This window comes from Oribacterium sinus, from assembly GCF_014202695.1.
In the GTDB taxonomy this organism is placed as follows: domain Bacteria; phylum Bacillota; class Clostridia; order Lachnospirales; family Lachnospiraceae; genus Oribacterium; species Oribacterium sinus.
In genome coordinates this window covers 404,196-426,341 of sequence record NZ_JACHHH010000001.1, presented here as the reverse complement: position 1 = coordinate 426,341, position 22,146 = coordinate 404,196, and the positions used below count along the sequence as shown (strand labels likewise).

General features: G+C 34.9%; 12 protein-coding genes and 1 pseudogene. 3 read left to right on the top strand and 10 right to left on the bottom strand.

Features of this window, described 5'->3' with window-relative positions:
• On the top strand, positions 1-1,041 hold a 1,041-nt coding region (locus tag HNQ46_RS01750), incomplete at its 5' end, for an IS30 family transposase (protein WP_183682160.1).
• 574 nt (positions 1,042-1,615) lie between these two features.
• Here HNQ46_RS01750 and HNQ46_RS01745 read toward each other — a convergent pair.
• Complete coding sequence (locus tag HNQ46_RS01745; RefSeq protein WP_183682157.1) at positions 1,616-2,863, bottom strand: RNA-binding domain-containing protein; 1,248 nt, start codon at positions 2,861-2,863, stop codon at positions 1,616-1,618.
• Positions 2,864-3,103: 240 nt separating this feature from the next.
• Between HNQ46_RS01745 and HNQ46_RS01740 the strand changes: the two genes are divergently transcribed.
• Positions 3,104-3,970, top strand: a complete 867-nt coding sequence (locus tag HNQ46_RS01740) for a hypothetical protein (RefSeq protein WP_183682154.1) — start codon at positions 3,104-3,106, stop codon at positions 3,968-3,970.
• 112 nt (positions 3,971-4,082) lie between these two features.
• Entirely contained in the window at positions 4,083-4,568 is a 486-nt protein-coding gene (locus HNQ46_RS01735) for an imm68 putative immunity domain-containing protein (protein WP_183682151.1), read from the top strand.
• A gap of 426 nt (positions 4,569-4,994) precedes the next feature.
• On the opposite strand, the gene HNQ46_RS01730 is transcribed toward HNQ46_RS01735, so the two are convergent.
• The 9 genes and pseudogenes from HNQ46_RS01730 to HNQ46_RS01690 form a co-directional block, all read right to left on the bottom strand.
• Positions 4,995-6,983 carry a DUF438 domain-containing protein gene (locus HNQ46_RS01730; protein WP_183682147.1) on the bottom strand — a complete coding sequence of 663 codons (1,989 nt, stop codon included), beginning with the start codon at positions 6,981-6,983 and terminating at the stop codon, positions 4,995-4,997.
• 137 nt (positions 6,984-7,120) lie between these two features.
• Entirely contained in the window at positions 7,121-7,282 is a 162-nt protein-coding gene (locus HNQ46_RS12315; protein ID WP_408637128.1) for a DUF1016 N-terminal domain-containing protein, read from the bottom strand.
• 37 nt (positions 7,283-7,319) lie between these two features.
• Positions 7,320-8,015, bottom strand: coding sequence for a hypothetical protein (locus HNQ46_RS01720; RefSeq protein WP_183682141.1), 696 nt, complete (start codon positions 8,013-8,015; stop codon positions 7,320-7,322).
• A gap of 194 nt (positions 8,016-8,209) precedes the next feature.
• Positions 8,210-9,793 carry an SIR2 family protein gene (locus HNQ46_RS01715; RefSeq protein WP_243155803.1) on the bottom strand — a complete coding sequence of 528 codons (1,584 nt, stop codon included), beginning with the start codon at positions 9,791-9,793 and terminating at the stop codon, positions 8,210-8,212.
• Between the two features lie 63 nt (positions 9,794-9,856).
• On the bottom strand, positions 9,857-12,856 hold the full coding sequence (locus HNQ46_RS01710; RefSeq protein ID WP_183682138.1) for a TOTE conflict system archaeo-eukaryotic primase domain-containing protein: 3,000 nt from the start codon (positions 12,854-12,856) through the stop codon (positions 9,857-9,859).
• Positions 12,857-13,246: 390 nt separating this feature from the next.
• A pseudogene (locus HNQ46_RS01705) lies at positions 13,247-13,447 on the bottom strand (DNA-binding protein); the annotation flags it as partial.
• Positions 13,448-13,862: 415 nt separating this feature from the next.
• Positions 13,863-17,600 carry a YobI family P-loop NTPase gene (locus HNQ46_RS01700; protein ID WP_183682133.1) on the bottom strand — a complete coding sequence of 1,246 codons (3,738 nt, stop codon included), beginning with the start codon at positions 17,598-17,600 and terminating at the stop codon, positions 13,863-13,865.
• A 3-nt stretch (positions 17,601-17,603) separates the two neighbouring features.
• Positions 17,604-17,774, bottom strand: a complete 171-nt coding sequence (locus HNQ46_RS01695; protein ID WP_243155802.1) for a hypothetical protein — start codon at positions 17,772-17,774, stop codon at positions 17,604-17,606.
• A 281-nt stretch (positions 17,775-18,055) separates the two neighbouring features.
• A complete protein-coding gene (locus HNQ46_RS01690; protein ID WP_183682130.1) occupies positions 18,056-21,997 on the bottom strand; it encodes a P-loop NTPase in 3,942 nt (1,313 codons plus the stop codon).
• Positions 21,998-22,146 lie beyond the last annotated feature (149 nt).

The following is a 22,146-nucleotide window of genomic DNA, read 5'->3' as shown; positions in this document are numbered from 1 at the left end:
ACTTCTTGTCCTAGCTGTAATCAGACCTGCAAGGACTTTGAAAAGGAATGCTGTAATCGTCTAATGAAGGCTCCCTACGTTTGTAATGGCTGCTCGCAAAAGCTTCATCAATGCAGCATTGCACATAAATATACCTATGATGCCAGATTTGCTGATAGAAAATATAGGGAAACCCTTAAAGACTCTCGTCGAGGTATAAATCTTTCCGAAAAGGAAGCAAGAGAAAAGGACTGCATCATTACTCCCCTGATTGCAAAGGGACAATCCCCTTACCAGATATTGGTGAATCATCCGGAATTACAGATGTCTGTTCGCACCATGTACTCTTACATTGACCAAGGAATTTTTACTTCCAAAAATATCGATTTAAAACGAAAAGTCACATTCAAACCAAGGAAATGCCATAAAACACAGATTTCAAACCGTGAAATATTTCATGGTCGAAGCTATGAGGACTTCTTGAAGCTTGGATTAAATGCTTTTGTAGAGATGGATACCGTTCATTCCTGTAGAGATTCACAAAAAACTCTACTGACCTTTTTCTTTACAGAGGAAAAACTTTTCCTGGCTTATCTGTTAAATCGATGTACAAAGGGGGCTGTCAAAGCAGTCTTTGACCGTTTAGAGAGACGCTTTGAAGATGTCTTTGACTTTCAATCTATCTTTGAATATATCCTTACAGACCGAGGATCGGAGTTTGGGGATCCTGTCGCTTTAGAAACAAATCCCAATGGGATACAACGTAGCAGCATTTATTATTGTGATCCTATGCGTAGTGGACAAAAAGGGGGCTTAGAGCAAGCCCACACCATGCTCCGCATGATTCTCCCAAAAGGCTCTTCTTTTGCTTTTCTTACACAATGGGATGTGAATCGGATTGTAAACCACATCAATTCCACGCCAAGGGAAAGCTTAAATGGAGATACTCCTTATCAAAGGGCACTAAACCGATATGGAGAAGATGTCTTAAAAGCACTTCAGCTCGGACCCATTCATCCTGACGAGGTTTGTCTGAGGCCCAAGCTGATTCGCTTTAAGTAACCTAACAACCCAAAACAGATCTGCTGTCAGACAGGGCAAAAACTTTTACATTTTTCGATATAGCCAATGGAATTTAGTCCTACACACGACTTGTCCTGTGGCTTATTTCCCATGTCCGGAAAGAGATTTTTTTGAGGTTGTTATGCACTATTATAGCAAAATCAGGCAGAAATGAAATTTCAAACTGCCTGATTTTAGGGATTTTTTAAAGCTAGGTAGAATTTACCTCTGCACTGGAATTTACTTTTTCAATTTAGCAAAATAGACTCTTGCCGTTACTGTCAAGTAATTGTTGGCAACTCTATCATACAGACTTATGAATGTCTTGCTTCGGTTTAGGCTCTGCCTCAAAGACACACTACGTTTCCTACTCGCTGCACTCGCTTTTTCACTCAGGCTCCTGCGCAAACTCGCCCTTCGGGCTCAAACATGCGCCCGCCTTCGTTGCTAGAGTGCAGCTCCCTACGGAAGCCTCGCGACCGTCTTTTTCGTGCATAGCCTAAGCCCTCACAAAGATTCCTTAATACCCGCCATAGAAAAATTCTGTAATGAATAGGCATTCTCTAATCTTTTTCTAAATCTTATACTTCGTTCCTCTTCCACTGCCTACAATCGTAACGTAATGATTTTCAACCATTCTCTTTAACAGCGCTGCTGTCTTAGATTTTCCAAATGGTACTTCTTCCATAATCTCGCTAATGGATTTCGGATAGTTTTTCCTTAATACAGCATATACAACAGCCTCATCTGCATTTAGATTTATACTGCTGATAACCGGCAATGTAACTTTAATGGAATTCTCAAAGACCTCAAATACCGGCTTCTTTTGACTTTCTTTATAAGCTTCTTTAATTCTAATAATTCCGGTGCCGAGAATTTCCACAATATGCAGGCGATAAAATACATTGCCTAAAATAGGATTTCTGAGCATAGAAATATTTCCCTTTAAATACTCTTCCTCTGAAAGTCCTGCCGGTAATCCTCCCGGGGAGCTGACTTCAATTCTATCTTCAAACATCAGCACGCGGATCTGTGCATTAACATCCCAGGTTCTGTGAATCAAGGCATTGGCAATTGTTTCTCTGAATGCTTCCTCAGGAATCTTTTCTACCTTTACTCTATCCATTCCCCGGATTTCTTCGTACTGATAATAATCGCGATAGAGCTCAACTGCTTTCTCCAGTTCATAAAGTATGGACTCCTTTTCCAATACCGCACGCTTTAAAATAATGCTGATATCTTCTCCAAATCTGGCTATATCAATTCCGGGAAAATGGTTATGATCCGCAAGGAGCTCTGCCGCATGGTTATAGCCTTCTCCATCATTATATAAATTCAAGGTCTTCAAAATGTCTTTATTTAAAGATTTTATTCCAATTTCCTGTTTAGCTCTACGTTCCAACTCCAAAAAGGAAAGCTCTTGTGTATCCGCAGGAAGCTCTTCATAGTAAATATTTCTGCCCTGCAGAATCAATCTGCTTAGCTCCAGTTCATCCACTTCAATAGTCGCGGTATCATTTCTGCGATAGGCTTTGGATTTATAGGTATAAGGTTTAGCCCTTCCTGCCTCCACTGTAAGAGTTACGGTTTTATCTTTCTCATTTACCGATAGTTCATACTGAGGCTGGGGGCGAATGGCATCATTAATTTTATTCTCTATGGCAAGGCAGGTCTCCGCCGGATCCTTTAGCCCTATTATTTCACCTGTATCTCCTACACCAAATAAAATCTGTCCACCATCATAGTTAGCAAATGCACTCACTGTTTTTAAAAATGTATTGGAAATATCTGATTTAAATTCCAGCTGTCTAGTCTCTTTCATCCCCATTACCTCCTTGTAGTTAGAACAATAATAATTGAAAACAGCCGTAAATTCAATCGTAAAATTTTACGTTTGAATTTACGGCTGAAAAAAGTCGATAAATTTGCTTTTCGATTGAATTGAATCCAAGATTGACTCTGTTTTGTAAGAAGCAGTTTTTATTTTTCGATTTATAATACATAGGAAAAAGCTAGAAGTACAAGAGGGAGACAAAAGCTAGAAATATAAGAGGGAGAGAAAATGAAAAAGAATCTTTTAAATCATACACTGGTCATCGCAGCACTATCCGCTCTAACCATTACCGCCTGCGCCGGAAAAACGGCAAAGGAAAGTAGCATAGTGAGTCCCACGGAAGCCGTAAAAGAAAACAGTTCCGCAAATCCCAGTGACGCAAAGAAAGAAAGCAATAATGCCGATTCCATCGAAACAGAAAAAGAAAGTAGTGCTCCGAAGCCTACAGAATCCGGAGCAACAAAAGAAAAGGAACAGGCTGAAAACAATTCCGATGCCCCACTCGTAGGAGCCTATAACACGAATCTCGTAAGCTTCTCTTTGAAGGATAACCCGGATGCCATGAATGCATTTGAAGCGGCATTTCCAAATGGCTATAACTATACCCATTATGAGCCCATAGCCCTGCTGGGCACCCAAGTTGTTTCCGGCACAAACTACCTTTACCTATGTAAGAGTACTTGGACGGATTATCAGGAAAATGTCTCCTTTGTACTTTTACAGATTTATCAGGACCTTTCCGGAAAGTCCCAGGTTGTGGGAAGTGCCATTCTCTTTCCCACAGAAGAATCCAGAGAGGAGGGAGAAGATTACATTGACAATACCGGCTCCTTTCTCCCGGAAAATATTCCGGCAATCCAAAATGCCTTTGAAGAAGCCGTACCGGATGACGAAAATGTATCCTATATTCCCCTAGCCTATATCGGAAAGCACAGCCAGGAAGGAAAGTCCGAAGAAGACGTGATTTTCACCGCCAAGAAGTCAAAAGGAAAAGATGCCAAAACAAGCTATGTTCTCCTTTACATTGCAAAAGATAAGAACGGAAAGGCAAAGCTGGTAAAGACAGAGGATGTAGAATTTCCGGATTTTAAATAACCATAGAAAAATAATCATTTTTTGCATAGCATAGAAGGATTCCGGAATTATGACTCGGAACGCTTTATATTAAATAGAACCGTTCAAATCATGAGTTGTGGAGGAGCTTAGAATGTATATCAAAAATAAATATTGGAATAACTACATTGGAGATAGCGATGATAGTCTTAATCTTATTGCTTTTTTAGAAGATCAAGCTGATAATACCATCTCTTTTTCAGAAATACTAAAACAAATAGGACTTCATAAACAAGGTGAGAACTTTAGAAAAACTGTTAGCCCTTTAGGATTTACTAATTCTATTGGAATTTATGTTGATATTCATTTTGCTATTGATGTACTAACCGACCTTGCGGCGATTTTATTAGAATGTAAAGTAAACGGTGATGTTGATTTACATGATTTAGAACCTTTTGATACCGCTTCACATAGAATAAAAATTATTGCAACACCGGAAGACTATGAACTTTTGGATAGAGTCCTTAGCGACTTTTCAAGTAATCCACTTGCGTATGACATTTGCGAACTCGTCCCGCAAGAAGATATACTGGAAATGGCAGAAATCTGCGAAAGTTTAAGGCAAGAGTTAATAAGCTAAAAGAGGCATATTGTCAAGTTTCAAATTAATGAAATTAAAGCACTTCAAAATATAGCTATAGATATAAACTAGCTCAATTCAGGACGCAGCGCGTCCTGGATTTGGTCCTCACACGGTTAAAGTACCGTATTTTCAATGGTTTTACAGCAGAAAAAATCGGTTTTAAAAAAATGTCTGCACTTTTCCGTGCAGGCATTTTTTCTATTTTTGTGCTCATAACTAGGCTGTTAAAATCAAAATAAAAGAACTAATTTTCTGCAATATAGGTCTTAATGAAGGGGTAGTCTGAGCCCGTCGGTACTTACTGAAAGCGAGTAAGACGAAGCTTGAAGTTAGTACCGCTACGTGGCGAAGCTAGCGAGAGCGTGCCCCAAATTCAAACCTATATTGCTTAGAAAATTATTTTGATTTTGTACAGCCTCAATTTTACAGTTCCTCCGGATGACTCTTAAAATACTGGCGGAAATGTTCTTTTACCTCTGTCATATCCGTTACCGCTTCCAGGGTTCCCACATAGTTCTGCTCCTTGTCCCGAACCGCCATATAGCGAACCAAGAAGGGCTTTCCGCCTTTCTCCATCCAGATAGGAACTTCATCTTCCTTTCCATCCCGGAAGTTTCCGATAATCATACGCACCATAGGTTCTACTTTGGGCGGATGGCAGGAAAATACTTCCCGGTCAATGGCCATTTGCGGGCGTTTAAAAACCTTTGGCCCTTCATTAAAGAAACGATTGATATTGTCCTTATCCACGAAAGTAATCTCCACCGGAAGGGTATTTAACATGGCGATCAGATCATTTTTCTTTAAATGTCCACCGGGCATGATGATTTCTCCATCGCTTGCAGAAGGGGACTCTTCTCTATTTCCGGATTTCCCTTCCAGTGATTCTACTCTACGAAGCAGGTCCTCTAGCATTTTTCCGGCACCCTGAGGAAGTTCAGCATTATGAAAATCTCCGGAATGCTCCTCAGAAGTTTCTTTCCCGGATTTCTCTCTTTCCGATTCTCCTGCAGCTTCGACTGCCCTCCACTTTTCCGGAGTATTACCGCATTCTTCCGCTTCCTTCCAAGTTGCATTTTCAACGGAAAAACAAGCTTCATAGTCTTTGGAATCGAAGTAAATCTGTATCCACTCTTCTTTTTGAAATTGCAGGGCGCACATGGGGAAGAGAATATTTTCCTCCTTATAAATCATCTCCTCCATACGGTTTCGTACAGCAAGATAATTTTTTAAGAAAAAGCTGTTTAGGATACTTTCCGCAATCTCCGCTTTGCTTCTAATGTACTCTTCTTCCTCATCATCCGGATCTTCCCCGGTATTCTTGAGCGCTCTCACGCCCTTGCTCTTCTCAGTAAGCTCTCTTTTCAGTTCTCCCAGAGTATCACGAATCTCATCATCTACTGTCCACATGACTTGAGAAGGACCGGAAATGTCGTATTTCACTTTTAAAAGCGGATAGAGAAGGTCTCCCTTCTTCGCATAGTGCACGGTAAAGGAACGGAGTTTTGCCAGTTCCTCTGAAAATGCAGCCAGCAAAGCTTCCCAATCCGGCGCCCCTTGTGCGTCTTCTACTCCTTCTGCGCCTTGTGCTCCTTGTATTCTTTCTGCTTTTTCTGCTTTATTTTTTCCGCCGGCTTTTCCGGAAAGGCTCTCTACCAAGCTTTCCCATCTTTCCTTCGTGTTTTCTAAATACTTTCCAAGAGCCTGATTTTCCTTTGTAAATGTAGAAAGAGGATGTCCGGGAATCTGAATCAAGGCATCCGCCTCTTCACTTTTATTGATGTAGTTTTTCTGCTCTTTCCCTGTCTGATTCTTTAAAGAAGCCTTAACGGCTCTTTCCGCATTGGCAATCTGCTCTTCCCGGCTATCTCCATGGAAGAGAGCCGAATGCACATCACAAAGCTTCTGTACTTTCGAAAGAGGCATGCCGGACTCCATTAGTCCCTGCTCTGCCCTCATGATTTCCGCAGGATCCACATCCTTAAAATCCCGTACAAAATCTGCACGAACAGACTCCAGATCCTCCCCCTCGGACAGACGATCCAAAAGCGAACGCAGGGCTTCTGCACGATCTGCCGGGGCTTTGGTCGCCTCAGATGCGTCAGCTATCTTAGTCTCCTCAGATGCCTTAGCTATCTTGGCTTCCTCAGCTGAATCAGCAGACTCAGTAGAAAAGGGCTTCCCTCCATCCCTTATCTCAAATCCCTTTTCCCGGAATGCACGAACAATCTCCTCCATAGGAATCTTCTTCATCTGAGATCCTTTCTTCAGATTCATAATCCGACCTACAGAAGCCAGCATGGCAGGATTTTTAATTTCCGTGAATCCTAATTCAACCATGATGTCGGCAACTTCCGGATACTCCTTTACAAGGGATGCAACACTTTTATCCAAATCCAAAATCTTATCCATTTTCTTCTCCTTCTCATTCCACTGATTTCTTATGATAATCTATAAGGCAGGTTTAGTTATTTCACTTGCCGGATAAAATCAGCTCGATTTTTACGATAATAGTCTGCTAAGTATACTATGATTCTTGTTAGCATAATCTAATTATCATTTAAAAAGAAAATGAATTTGTTGCTTATGCAACAAATGAAGTGATAATATCTTTTTTCATCAGAAAATTTCATTAGAAATCGATAATGAGTCCAGCTTAATTCAGGATTCAGTGCGTCCTGAATTATAATTGTAGAATAAACACTGTGCATATTTCGTAAATTACTCTTGTCGTAACTTTTTCCAAATTCACTTGTCATTTTTCAAAAGAGAAAGTGAAGAATCTCCATCTCTAAAAAATACTTTTATATCTTCGATATCACGAATCAAACGTCTTAAATCTCTAATCTCTGGATTCAAAATGTCCGTAATCCCCATAGAAAAGACGAAAATCATCATTACCATACTGAGACAGAAAAGCATTAATACAATAGCTCTAGTAATAAGTATTGGCCATGCAACATCTTTAAAATACTCAGCTAATAAAATAGAGATTATAGGAAGCAAGATGTATGTTGACATCCCTTTAAATAATCCCCTAAATCCTTTCCATGTATCATACAATTCTTCCTCCTTTCTAGCCATTACGATAATCTCGTCCAACTGCTTTTTATTATGTACATCAATATGAAAAGACCTTAATAAATTAACCATCTCATTCATTCTTTTCTCAGCAGCAGGCCCGATTTTTTCATTTAATATTCTCTTTTGTTCCAATTTATTACTTCCACCGATAATCAAAATCAAAAAAGCAATAATAAGTATTGCAGAGGATCCAAATATACCTATCATATATCCCAATAAAGCAAACGCAAGTATGAGCATTGAACCAATAATCCACATTGCTAAAAAAATTTTTTCATATAGCTGCATATCCTTAAAAGAGAATGTGCTATCCTTTTGTAATATATCTACTTGGTATCTCTTGTATAAATAAAAAAACATGTTCTACTCTCTTTTTTCTTCAATTCTTTTCTCTTTTTTCTGATATTGCTTGACACCAACTTTTTTTTGAATTAGATTAAAGAAGTTCAATGAATGTAATGCGCTATATTAGTAAGGTGTCTGCATGCAGATGCTGATATGATTGGTGCATCGATTCAAAAGGGTCCTCTGAACGGTGTCTGTTTACAGATGCTTTAGTCAGACGGCTCTTTTCTTTTTCCCCATTTTAAGTAATCATAAATCAATATCAAACGTCTTATATTCGTTTTTACTGGTGGTGTTGTTTCTTCATAGAGGATATTTCTATTTTGCTCAAACAAATCTTTTAGAATCGTTTCCAACTCGTCAATTGAAATCTTATCCTCAGGAAGGTGAGCCACTAGCCTGGTTTTTTTCTCAATCGTAGCAGACTTTAAATTCCAGATGTCCATGACAGAATGATACTTTTCTACTATATGTCGCTGATTCCGTATAGTTTTAGAAATAATCTTATCAAAAGTATACTTAAGTGCAAGTTCCTCAGCCTCCGGATAACTTTCTTTTGCACTTACTAACAGCTTGTTAACCGGAAGCTTGTTTGAATTTTGTTTGAGTAACTTAGGAAAAGCGTATCGCAAGAGTTCATCTGCACTAAAATTCAAGTCTCCAAGGACAATATTTCTATACCATTCACTTGCATCAAGACCACTCAATCCTTTCAACCCAAATTCTGAAGCTCTACCGATGGCTAATACCAAATCCTCATCTTTAACCCTCGTATCATCAATTGAAGCTACCCGCATTGTTGCAGTCGGGCTATTTGTAATAACAAAATTATATAGTTCCTCTTTAAAATGCCTTAGCAATCTAACCGGCATTTTTGCTTTTTTCATTTCTAACGCACGATATAATTGAGAAAAGTCGCTAAGACCAATCTTTGTCATCTGCAAAGGTTCTGATTCAATCATGACCGCATAAGAAGATATCTCTATTCCGTTATTATTAGGTTGGTATTCGACGAAAATAAAACGATCAGACAGTTTGTGTAACTGTTGTGTATCGAGACAGCTTACTATCGATCGAATAATCTGCTGAATGTTACAGTCACTTATAGAATATCCAAGAAAAATAATCGGATATTCCATAAAAATAGTCATCAGCTTTGCTGCAAGATACTTTTCCTTTTCGTCAAAAATCTGATAATCTTTTTCATTTATAACAATACTTTCCGGCAAATCAACTGAACCGTGTATTTTATATATCTCTGCAATTCCCTGCAATGGGGAAAATATCAACTCACTCTGTCCAATATAAGTTTTATATCCATCAAAATGATCCTCTAAAAACGTATCGTAATTTGTTGTAATAACTCCTGATATGCTGTTTAAAGAGATTTTTTCCAATAATTCTATTTCTTTTTGATATTGTGGAATTATAGAAAAGGATCGTTTAATGTAGGCAGCCACTTCCGCTTTGAATGGAGAAGCACCATTAGCTACACTTTCTAATTCCTTTTCATTAAGATTACGCTTTGCAGGATTGCTAAACCACTCTTCATTGAAATCATTTTCTATTAACGAAGCAACTCTTGGCAGGGTCATAGAAGAATTTCCACTGGATGCCTTATTTACATAGTATTGATACGCAAATTTATCATCTCTGATTTGTGTGGCAAAATGCTTTAATAAACTTTCCCAATTTGGCAGTTCTAAGTATCTTCTTGACATTCCAGAACCGATAAATAGAAATGGTGTGGTGTTAAATCCGTTTACAATTTCAGTCAATGTCATATCTACCATTCCTCCTTAATAATTCAACGTAATACTATTCATGTAACCTGATTATATCACCTTCAATTTTTCTTATCCAAAACTTATTTCCAATAATTCCTGTGCTGCATCTTTACTTTTTACACGCATTAGATTGTCATCCGCTTTCGCTCGTGATAGAAAATTCATACTTCCATACCATACTATCTCTTCATCTATGATAGCGAAATGTTCATGCATATGCTCCTGAAGCTTAATTCTGACACCACAATTTTTAAGTATCTCTACAAGTCTCTTTGTATCTTCAATTTTTTCTTCCGGATATCCCTCCGGGTTAAGGGTTATTACCGTAAGCTTAACTCCATCTTCCTGTCTCTGTTTTATAAGCTTTACGAAAGCATCCACCTTGGCGTGATTTATTCCGGGGCTGGAAATAATAATCTCTTTATTGGCCTCCAGTAAATCTTTTTCATATACTTTTTCATAGCTATCTATATCAAAAATAGTGTTGGCATTCTGTTTTTCGACAATAATATTATTGCAAATTTCATATCCGATTTTCTTGTAAGTCCTTAGGCGCTTATGATACATCTTCTCCAGCACACGTATATGAGAATCCACATAATCGTATATGATTACTTCTTTCTTTGTTTCGTAGTCTCGATGTAAACGCCCAGCAAACTGCTCAATATTTCCTTCTGCGGCTGCAGGCATGGTAAGCATCATTGTGTCAAGACGAGGAAAATTAAAACCTTCGCCAATATATTTATCAATAGCAACAAGGACGATAGACTCCGCATCCGGAACTGCTCTCATTTGAATTCTAATCTCATCCTTAGCTTTTCTGCTGCCCCCTCCTTGTAAAAGGTAAACATGATCTGCTTTCCCCTGCAATTGTTGATATAAAAGCTCAGCGTGTTCCTTATATTTAGTTAGGACAAGAGGTGTTCTACCATTTTGAATGCAATTTACAACATCCGAAATAATCTGTTCATTTCTGGATTCACATTCAATAACTGCCCTGTTTGCCTCCGTAACTTTTAAATTCGCTGTACTGACCAACCTTGTAAATCTTGGATATACAAAGTGGTCAATCCCTTGTTTTTCAGCTCTTTCCTTTGCCGTATAGCGGAATCTTATAGGACCAAACTGCATAAAAACTTTCTTTTCCAGACCGTCTTCCCGTTTTGGAGTTGCCGTTAAACCATAAACATATTTCGCTTTTGCTGAACCGACAATATCTTCAACCGTTTGAGCCGCTCCATGATGACATTCATCCATGATCACCATTCCGTACTGCGCAAGCTTTGGATTGATTTCATCCCCTTTTCCCAAGGAGGAAAATATTGCAACATCGATAATACCAGTCATCGAATTATGACCGGCATGTAGCTTTCCAATGATGTTCTTTCTCTTTTTCACTCTTCCTGTTTTTGTCTTATATTCCGGTAACTCAGCATATATATCCAGAAACTTGTTTAAATCCTCAATCCAATTCTTCTGGATTTCCGTATTATGAACAAGTATCAGAGTATTGGTTTTCCTTTCTGCAATCATATACGCACCAACAACGGTTTTACCAAAAGAAGTGGTTGCTGCAAGAATACCATTATCATATTCTAAAATAGCCTTGGCCGCTCTCATCTGTTCATCGTACAAAGTGCCGTTAAAAGTAACATCCAATGCATTTCCGACAGTCCTATGATCATTCAGTGTAATTGGGATGTCTGCTTCTTGGAATCTATCCACTATCGATTCCAGTATGGCTCGTGGAATACAGATATAGCCATCCTCATCATAACCGCAGAAAATGATTCTCGGAATTCCCTTTGTTGATAATCCCATAGCAGATTTCTTATAAAAATCCGGATTACTAAATGCCGCCATACGTCGTAAAGCATTTTGCATTCTCGGTTTCATGCTTTTCGTGCTAATGTAAACTTTATCAGCAATAACAATCTCCACAGTAGTGGAAACATCTTCTTTATGAAAAGCTACCTTTACTTTTTTCCAAGGCTTAGTCTCCTTTTCATCCGCTATACTGTCAGTGTCTACTGTATCCGTATTGAAATCATTATTGAGTACTCCCAGGATTCCGGACAAAGACCATTCTTGTATCTTTTTTTCGACTGTTTCATTAGAAATTTTCTTGATTTCCCTTAAGCAATCCCATTGATTGGGATAAGCATTCCAATTCTCGTCCACAAAGGCACTATTTCCGTGCTTAAGAGCCTGTCCCTGCAACGGTAAGGCAACCAGACTTCCAAGCCCCGGCTTTCCTGTTTTTGTGTTAATAGGCAAATGGTCCTGCGCCGGAAGCATTCTATCATAGTACTTAAAGCTTCTCATATTTACAGATTCAGCACCTTTGGTTAAGAGTGCCGTACCAAATCGACGTGCAGTACTTGCATGAATAGGCTTTTCAAAAAATATCCAGATATGAGCGCCTTTTCCGGAGCGGGAGCGTTCAACCAGAATGGGAACTTCGTTATTTTCACAAATTTTTCTGAAAGCGTTAACTTCCGCTATCCATTCCGAATCAATATTCGCACCATCGTCCCCACCGTTTAACTCATCATGGCAATCAAAGTCGAATACCAAAAAATTAATCGTTTCATCCGGAAACATCGGGTATAGTCCTATAACATCAGAAGCATCTTCTTTTACTCCAAATAAGTGCTCATATAAGACTTGCCCGGTCAGCTCCTTATATCTTTGGTTCCGACATTCACCACAATGGAACTGCGGATTATCCTTCTTGGGGCAAATTCCATCCTTCCAAAAGTTCCAGCATTGCGTATAATAACCATGTTTTCCGGTCTTCTTATTTGCTTTTCCGGACCTCTTACTATACACATCATTTCGTCCCTTAAACAAATGATAGAAGAATTGAACATGCTGCTTTGTAATCTTTACAGGCAGAATACGAGCTCCTTGATCCTCCTCAAAAACCGGATTCCTATCCGGAGAGAAGTCTTCTGACTCTTTGAATTCTAATTCATAGGAAATCCCGGCATCATCAAGAAGACTATGCAGATATTCGATTTCCTCTTCCAGTTGTCTGATTCTTGATAAATACTGTTCCTCATTCATAAATCTGCCTTTATTTGGATTTTTATTGCATTCAATAGGATTTACAAAACACTCTGTATTACAGTGATGTCTTAGTTTGAAAAGTGTGAAAGGTGTGAAAGTTTGAAAAGTTTAAACACTTTTTAAACTTTGCTCAATTATTGCGGATAATTAAAGAACTGCAAGTAATTTGCCGCCTCTCAATATCTTATACCAAAATATCTCCGACAATTTTCCGTTATTTCTCCGACATACTCCGAGATTTCTCAGACAGTCGGACTTCATTTTACCGACATCTCCGACATTTTCCTGCTATTTCTCCGACATCTCCGACACTCACATTTTTTTGTAAATATCTATATCAATTAATACAGACTTTCAATTAAATAAATCTCTTTTCATATTGCCCTACTCCCTTAATTCCTCAATCATATGGTCAAATTCCTCATTTAGCAAATTAAGACTGTCATTGTCCATATATGCGTCATAGAGTTTATTCAATGCACTTTCATCGTTAATACCTTTTTCTATACTGATAATCGCCTTAACATACTCCCTATGGTTATCATTTACCAAATCTTCAATCCTATCTCTCATTGCTTTGTAATCCATGTTTGTAGCGCCTTTCAATTAGTCAGTACAATTACTGTAAATTCACTCTAGGATATGAAACTGAACATCGGAATGATCTTTGATTCCGCATGGCTCCGCCACTCGGATTTGGTGGCTCTGAGTGTCGGATTCATTGTCTCTCAAACGCTAAAATAATCAGTTCCGTATACTTTCATCAATACTATGTACATCTATCAACTTGCAGATAACTCATTATACTCCTACCAACAGCTTAAAGTCTCCAAGGACTATATTCAGTAGCATTCACTTGCATCAAAATCATATAGTTCTTTCAATTCCGCATCTGAGACTCTACTAATTAGAAGTATATTTAAAAAATAGAGGGATTAATATACACTGTCCTCTCCTTTGAGCAAGAGTGTACATAATTTTATATATATATTGCATTTAAACTTCAATTCTTCTTAACACACATGATTCTCCTTCCTTCTTTACTTTCCTTATATTTAACATACTTTTCCTCTAATAATGCCTGTCCAATTGTTTCTTTAAAATCATTATCTAATAAAGGCTGTTTTTTATTCCAAACATTAGACAAATCCTCAATTTCCGGAACCAAAGTTATAAAATCTTTCAAAACATCTACTTCTAAATGATTTTTTATCTTTCTTTCAATCAATGATATCTTTGTATTAATCGCTACATCAGGTAATTGTAAAATATACTTCATCACTCTTGGATTAAGATTTTTATCATCTAACTGGGCTAACTCATTGCATTTATCTAATGCTTTCACAAAATCATTTTTAAAGCAAAAGTTCTCAAAATCTCTACAAATATATCTAACATTCTCCTTTGATAAACCGCTATCTATAATATATCTTATAATGCCCCTTTTGTTTTGATTGATTTTCTCAATTAAAACATCATTTTTAATTAATTTCACTAGAACCTTAGCATTTTCATCTGAAATATTACTATTAACCAAAAGATATATTAAATCCTCACATGGATTACCTCTAGAAATAACTTCTATAATAGAGTCTTCATCTTCTTCTAAATTCACCAACAATGTTAGTTCTTCATTAAATGAATTAGCCATTAAAACATTAACATTTTGTTCAGATGCGCTAACAATTCTCTTCTCAATCAATGCCTTTATTCTTATTCGATCTAATTGACTATTAATCTCATCTATTTCTTCATCTACAAAGGGCAACATTAGCTTAAAAGTTTGATCCTTTATCAATGGATTATTTATTAAAGAATTGCACATTGAAACATTTTCCTGTAACACTGCTTTACAATTATCTTCACGTAAATTCATATCTAAATAACTAATAAATTCACAGCTACATTGTTCTTCCTTACTCCAATACAAAGTTATATTTTCAGAGCTGAATTTCAACTTATTGGTTCGCAGTATAGAGTCAATTATTTCTCTAGCAAATTCGATATCATCTAAATCAGTTAATCGAGAAACAAACGTTTCATTATGTTTAATGTATGCAAGCTTATTCTCATAAGAAATATTAGATTGAAGAATATCTAACAGTATCGCTTCACTATTAGTATAAACTATCCCCTCTGACTTTCTAACTATATACTCAGATATAAATTCCGAAAAGTTATCTTCAATATATTCTTTGCTCGATAATAACTCTCTGGATTTATAAACTTCATCCAATAAGTTACCATAATTAATACTTCTCTCTAAAACTTTTTCAGAGATAAATAATACATTCTTAACATTCAGCTTATATGCCTGAAGCCGTCCTATACTTTCCAATCTATCTTTAATGCAATTTGTCTTTGATAAATCGTCAAATTTTATTTTCCCAATATTGATATTATTAATAAAGTCTACATACTTTTCTTCAGGTAATAATGATAATATATATTCATTCTCATTAATATATTTCCGAAAAGCTTCCAGCTCTTCCGACGTTAGATTTTTACTTACCAATATTGAAATTAAAATGCTTATCAGAACATCTTCATTACTTTTTAGACAATTATCCACAGTCCTGACAAGTAAATCTATATTTTCTTTTATAAGAATATTTGAATATGCTCCTACCGTCTCTAAATTAAAGCTATCCAATATACTAATTAAGTCACTATAATTACCATACTGATCAACTGAATCAGCTATAGACAAAATCTCTTGTTGATAATCCTCTTTTTCTAAACAAGCATTTAAAATTCTTGAATTTAATATATTAAAACGACTATAATCTGATAACTTCAATCGATTAAGTATCTCATAAGGTGTTTCCACCTCTAAAAAAACATCAAGCTCCTTACCTTCTAATAGCCCTTTTATATAAATTGTATCGTTTTTCTTTAATGTATTTGATTTTTCCATATCAAAGGTACCTTTGTAGTACCAATACGTTTCATCTAGTAGACCGTCCGTAATTAAAAATCTTATTAAATCTAATTGATGTTTTTTTTCAGTGATGTCGTCCGAAGTTGTGAATAACTCATCCCTCTGTTCACTAGTCATCCTAGAAATCAGTTCCTTGTACGTATAAGTTTCAATATTCTTTATATTTCTTTTTGCATCTCTTAGGCGTAGATATAACCTATTTTTTTCAGACGCAGCATCATCCGTGATTTTTTTCAATCTCTCTGCTATATCATTATTAGTAATGACAAACCTATTTATAAACTCTTTATATGAAAAATACCCATTATTCTGGGAATAATAAATTAATTTTTGTTCTTCCGGAAATTGTTTCCAGTTTCTTAAAAATTCAGACCACACATCTGGCTGTTGAGAGTATGTACTTACATCCGCAGGTATCATTAATGCCATTGCTTCAAATTTATTATTTTCAATTCTATTATTTAAAAATTCAATCTCTTCATTTATTTTTTTTATATCATTTACAAAATTTTGAGCCAGCTCTAATCTCTTAGACTCTAATTTTTCAAATAAATCTGCAACACATCCCTGATTTTCTTGCAAAAGATCAAATTCACTCGGACATATATTCTTCAGCGTAATAAGTGCAAATAGTTTATTAACATCTAATTTTATTTGTCCAAGTGGTATAATTTTAGAATAAACAATATACTCATTGACGATATTTTTCAAAACTCTCATATCATCAACATAAAGAGACACTTCAAACAAAACATCTCTCCCTGGAGAATTTTCTATACTATCAAATAGCTCTATTAGCTTGTTCTCCGAGGTTTTTGAATCCACTACCGGCACTATCGGCAAAATAAAATCAAAAAACTTCGTCCTGCTTTTGGAATAAAACAGGCCATCTTTCAGCATATAAACAAAACGTACAGGAATTTCTCTACCATTTATCTTTGCATAATGATTCAGGAGAAAGTTTAGCTCACGTAATTTTGTGAAAATAGATATACTATTGTACCTGTCTAAATCTTCAAACACGACTACACTCGTACCCGTACTCATCAATAGGTAGACTACTTCTCTCATATCCCTGTCCAGTACTGACTCATCACTATTGTCATCATTTACACATGCTTCAGCACCTTTAAATGAGATTTTCGATATTTTAAACTTACTTTCTCTATAGAAGAAATATAAACCATAAAAAAGTGGAACAAAAAACAAAAAAGCACAAACAAAAAATAAATGTCCTCCCTTAAACTGTCGTATATGTAACTCTTTTAAATAAGATATTAATGATTCTCTTATTATCCAAAGTATTACTGAAGTTATGAAAAAAATTGACAATAATGCTTGTAAACTTATTTTTAGAACATTTTTATTTGACTTGAACCTATATTTACCGAGAGGCACTTTATTTGATTCTATTTGGGACAATATCTGATTTATTAACTGTCTTTCTACTCTATTATCATCTAACGAATCTACTTCATTGTCACCTATCTTGTGTTCTTCTCCTTTATCACTAGGAGATTTTGGTGTTGTAGTAGCATCTACATTCGTATCTTCAGCTGAATAATTCTCCCTGTACTTATTATAAGTTCCCAAAGAAACAGTAATTATATTGCTCAATCTTTTTTGGTGAACATAAGTATTCCATACCGTACTTTTCCCCGCACCATAAATGCCAGTAATAGCGATATTTTTTATATCGCTATTACTAAAAGCATAATCAAGTGCTTCCGTATATATTTGCTTATTTTCATCCAGCACTTCCGGAGTAAGAGCATTAAACTTATTTTTCTCATTTGCCATAAATTACACCGTCTCCAACCATGTGTTTATTACTTTCTCAAATTCCACTATTTTATTGTCATTATTAAAGAAAGAGAATCCGATTACTTTATAATCATCTGCAAACACCCCTGTAACTGAATGCTCTTTTTCAATCTGTACTAAAAACTTTTTTTCCCAAGCATCATTTTCCAAGAGTTGATTCCCTTTAGGTTCAACATATCCCTGATAAATAAGACCGCCTTCAATTCATTATTTATTCCATTTTAATAATCACCATAGCATATTTATTTCTTTATTTTTATATTAGTATCTTTTTTGCATCTATTTTGAGCGGTTTTTATACCTATTCTTTATAGTCTTAAAGTTTTTTAGTATCAAAACAGTATCAATGGTGATACTAAATTTTTACCACTATATTCTTTGTTACGATTATTTTTTGGTCTTTTAAACAATCATCCTAAAAATAAGAGCAATCATATTGAAACAACTTTGAAAATCTCTTCCTGGTAATTATAAAATTTGTTTAATTCTCTATCCAAAAAAATGTCTCCTTCAAATACTTTTTTGCAAAGAGTTTCTATTTCTTCATACTTGTCATTTGGAATTTTCGGTTTAATTTCACTAAGGATATCCCTTATTCTATCCATATATTTATTTTCAGCTATACTTAAATATTTCTTATCTAACTCTTTTGTTAGTAATTGCCTAGCTTTTGAAAGTGCCCATAAAAGTTCTCCAACTCTTTCCCAATTATCATACCATATAGAAGAAACTTTTTTAACGTAATACTTACTTTCAAAAGAGTTAATCATTTGCAAAGTAACTTCTACGGGAAAAGGTGATGATAACTCAGTTGTTAGAGAGCTTCCTTCATTTTCATCAATTTGTTTGAGTGTCTCTAAAAAATTCTTTGAAAGTTTCAAACCATTGGGCATTAGTCTATTATTATCATCACAAATCAAGAGCACCAAATAGTCATAACCCAATTCATAAAATGAAGTACATAAATACAAAACTTTTAAAAGTTCGGTTTCATTTGTAATATCAAGATTCTTAATAACAATTGGATAGTAACTTAATATATCTTCAAAGTATTGTTGTTTTGGCAGGTTTACAGAATACATAGATAATAATTCGCTAAAAACCTCTGTTGCTTTTTCTAGCCTATCTTTCCTTCTTTTTTCATGCCAAACTTTTATCTGATACTTATTGAAATATTTATTAGGTTCATGTTCTTTAAAATATAAACATGCATCCATTATTTCTTGGTAAATTTTTTCCTCGTTTAAACAAAGGTCTTGGTTTTCTTTTATTAAAATTTTATGCTCCATGTGCATATTCGTAAAGTATTCTTGCATTTTATCAAAAACTGAAATTGCTTTACGCAAATTAATTAAAGCTAAACGAGTGTTTTCCTCGTCATTATTTAAAAATCCAACTAACTGATTATTAAAATTTAGTATACTTTGGAAAAAATCACGTTTAATCTTACTCAATCCCTCCGGTATGCTTACTTTTTCATCAAAAGGTCTATCTTCATAAGGATATCTATATTCCATGATAAGCTTTTTTTCTATTTCGGTTCTCAAATAATCTATCTCTCCAGCTAGTTGTCCTAATACTCTTTTCTCTAATATTTTATGAATACATAAAATAATTTTACTGAACAAACTCATAATATCAGTTCTAATAAGAAACCAGTGCTCTAGCCATTCAAAAATACTATCACATTCATAATTACTTAAAACTGTTTTACTCCAAATAGAAGTAAATTCTTGGTGAAACATAATCACTAAATTTCTAATAGGGATAGTTTTATGAGCATTATCAGGAATCTCATAACCAGATAATAAATCTATAACTGGTTGAATAGCATCCGCACAATAATTATTAAAAATCGGTAGCATTTTACATATAATTTTTAACCTCGAAACACTCTCATCATTACCTTTGTATATCTCACTGGGGAGAAGCAAATAATTCACATGAATTTCATTATTTTTTTCATCGACATATATCTCTAATGATTCAGTTTTATTTCTCAAATATATTAAAATATCATCTAAATTCATCTTAACAAATTCAGTATATATTGATTTATTCCCATAAAAACATACATACATAATATCTGCAATTGCTTCTATTGGGTAACCATCACAATTATTCCATAATAAATCCAAAGAAATCTCATTTGATAAATTAAACTGATAATCAATTTTAATAAGCCAATAGGCAATCTTTGAATATGAAATAATATCTGATGTAATTTTAAACATTTCATCACTTTTAAGTTGTTTATATATTGCACTCGATAAACGATATATATCAGTTTCTGGCAATTCTATTTTGTTTGCATTATTTCTGAGATTTATTAAGTGCATTATATTTTCATTTTCAGGAAACATTTCTTGCATTTGATTCAACGTTTTTACTGTCTCCCCAATTTCCGTGAACCTAGTAAACGGATTAAGTTCCATATCTACTAAAAATAATCCACCGTGCTCGTTTGCATCATCATATATTTGTTTATTTTCAAAATAGTATTGCATAACACTACCAGAGAAAATTCCACGTAATGCGTCTACATAACAACTCAAATTATTTTTATCCCATAAAATTTCCGTTAATTTTAAATAAAAGCTTTCTTTATTCCTTATAAGTCTTGGGAAACATGAAAACAGTTTTGCACGGTAAACAAAATCCGCAATGCTCACAACTTGCAATGCTGTATTTTCAACTTCAATAAATTCATGTAATTTATCAGTTATATGTTGCGAACGTACAGGATGTAATCCCTCAACATATTTTTGAGTTCCATCAATACGAATAAAAAACTCGTTTTCCATACTTTTTAGTATCTCACCATAATCTTGATATGTTTTCTCGGTCAAACTACTTATTAATTTATTAACCGATAGTTTAATCCCGCATATATCGGCAAAACAAATTTTTCGAAGGATCTCGCATTTTAATCTGCCGGAATCCGTACTATTGAGTTTAATTATTTGACTATTTATCCTTTCAGATAGCATTTCTCCATGTGTTAGCAAATATATATACTCAATTAGTAGTTTATTTTTTTCTATTTTTCTATATGATTTTTTCCACTCTGTGATTGATGAATGCAATTTACCTGTTTTACGAAATATTTCATAAATATCATGGGCTTCTTTTTCTTCAAGGGATAGCTTAATTACTTGTAGTGATTTAATATTACTCACATCTCCACTATAATTGTACCAATCCTCTTCTCTTGTTGTCACAATTAGCTTATAATTGTATGATACTTTTTCTTGCAAAAGCTGAGCCAATGCATTCCATTCGCTGAGTTGAGAATCCAAATTATCTATGATAATAAGTGGTTTTTCTCCCATTTTCACTCTCATCTCAAAGTACAAAGCAATATTAGGCAGTTCTTTTCGATCATTACACCATAATAGCTGGTAAATATTATATTGATCTCGCATATTATACGCAGTTTTCATTGCCAGGGTTGTTTTCCCTTGCCCACTTGACGCTTTAATTACTGTTACTCTATTCTCTGTAATAGAACTTTCAATTTTATTTTCTAGAGTCTCTCTGTTAACAGGTAACCCCATTGAAATATCATCGTATGAGGGTTTTTTACCTTCATAATAGCTATAATCTTTATTTTGATTATCATGTATTTCAAAAGCAACTTTCCTTATCCAACGATGTGCTGGGTTTTGAGGCCCCTTACTAATATCATCTTTTATTTCCGTAATGAGTCTATCAAGTTCATTTCTATTAATTTTCCCTCTTTGTTCCATTTTTTCTAGACAGAAAACTTTAAGCCCATTGGCAAATATCGAAATATTATCCGTCATAATTTCATAATCTTTAATTAATAATTTTTCAATCTCATCACATAAGATGCTTTTTTCTTTTCTCTCAAAAGAAAGGGTACCTATAAAATCATCATACGAAAAATCCACCCAATTCCAATCTGAATTTTCTTCTTTAATTTTATTAATGATATTCTGCCAATAATTATGGGTACTACTATCTAACTGATTATAAAACAGTTTGCTTAAATGTCCTTGTGCAACATCAAAATCATAGATTAGCTTAAATTTTCGTTCTTTATTAATTAAATAAGCTTCCAAATAATTTTTTAAAACTTCATTTAAAAAGCTAGCATCTTGTTTCTTTGTGGAATATTTTAATTGTATATGAGTAGTATTTTTAAATTCATTTTCTATGGTTATTTTATCTATATCCTCAATTCCTTCTAAATAGAAAAAAGTATTTGCATCATATGTAGATAATATTAAATAACAAGAATATAAAAATTGGTAAGCAAATCCTGTTAATGCTATTTGTCCTCCATTTCTAGATTCCTGTAACTCGTATAATGTAGTTTTTCGTTTCATATGTTTTTTTCTTTTTCCCATATCTAATAGTACCTCCTCGTATTATAAAGTTGTAGCTTTTCTTTACCTGTTCTTGGTAATCAGCTACTATTGTTATCTGATGCTGTGGATTGGTTTTTACCTCCTACCGCACGACGGTTTTCGAAAGGCTCCAACCACAGCCTCTTTGT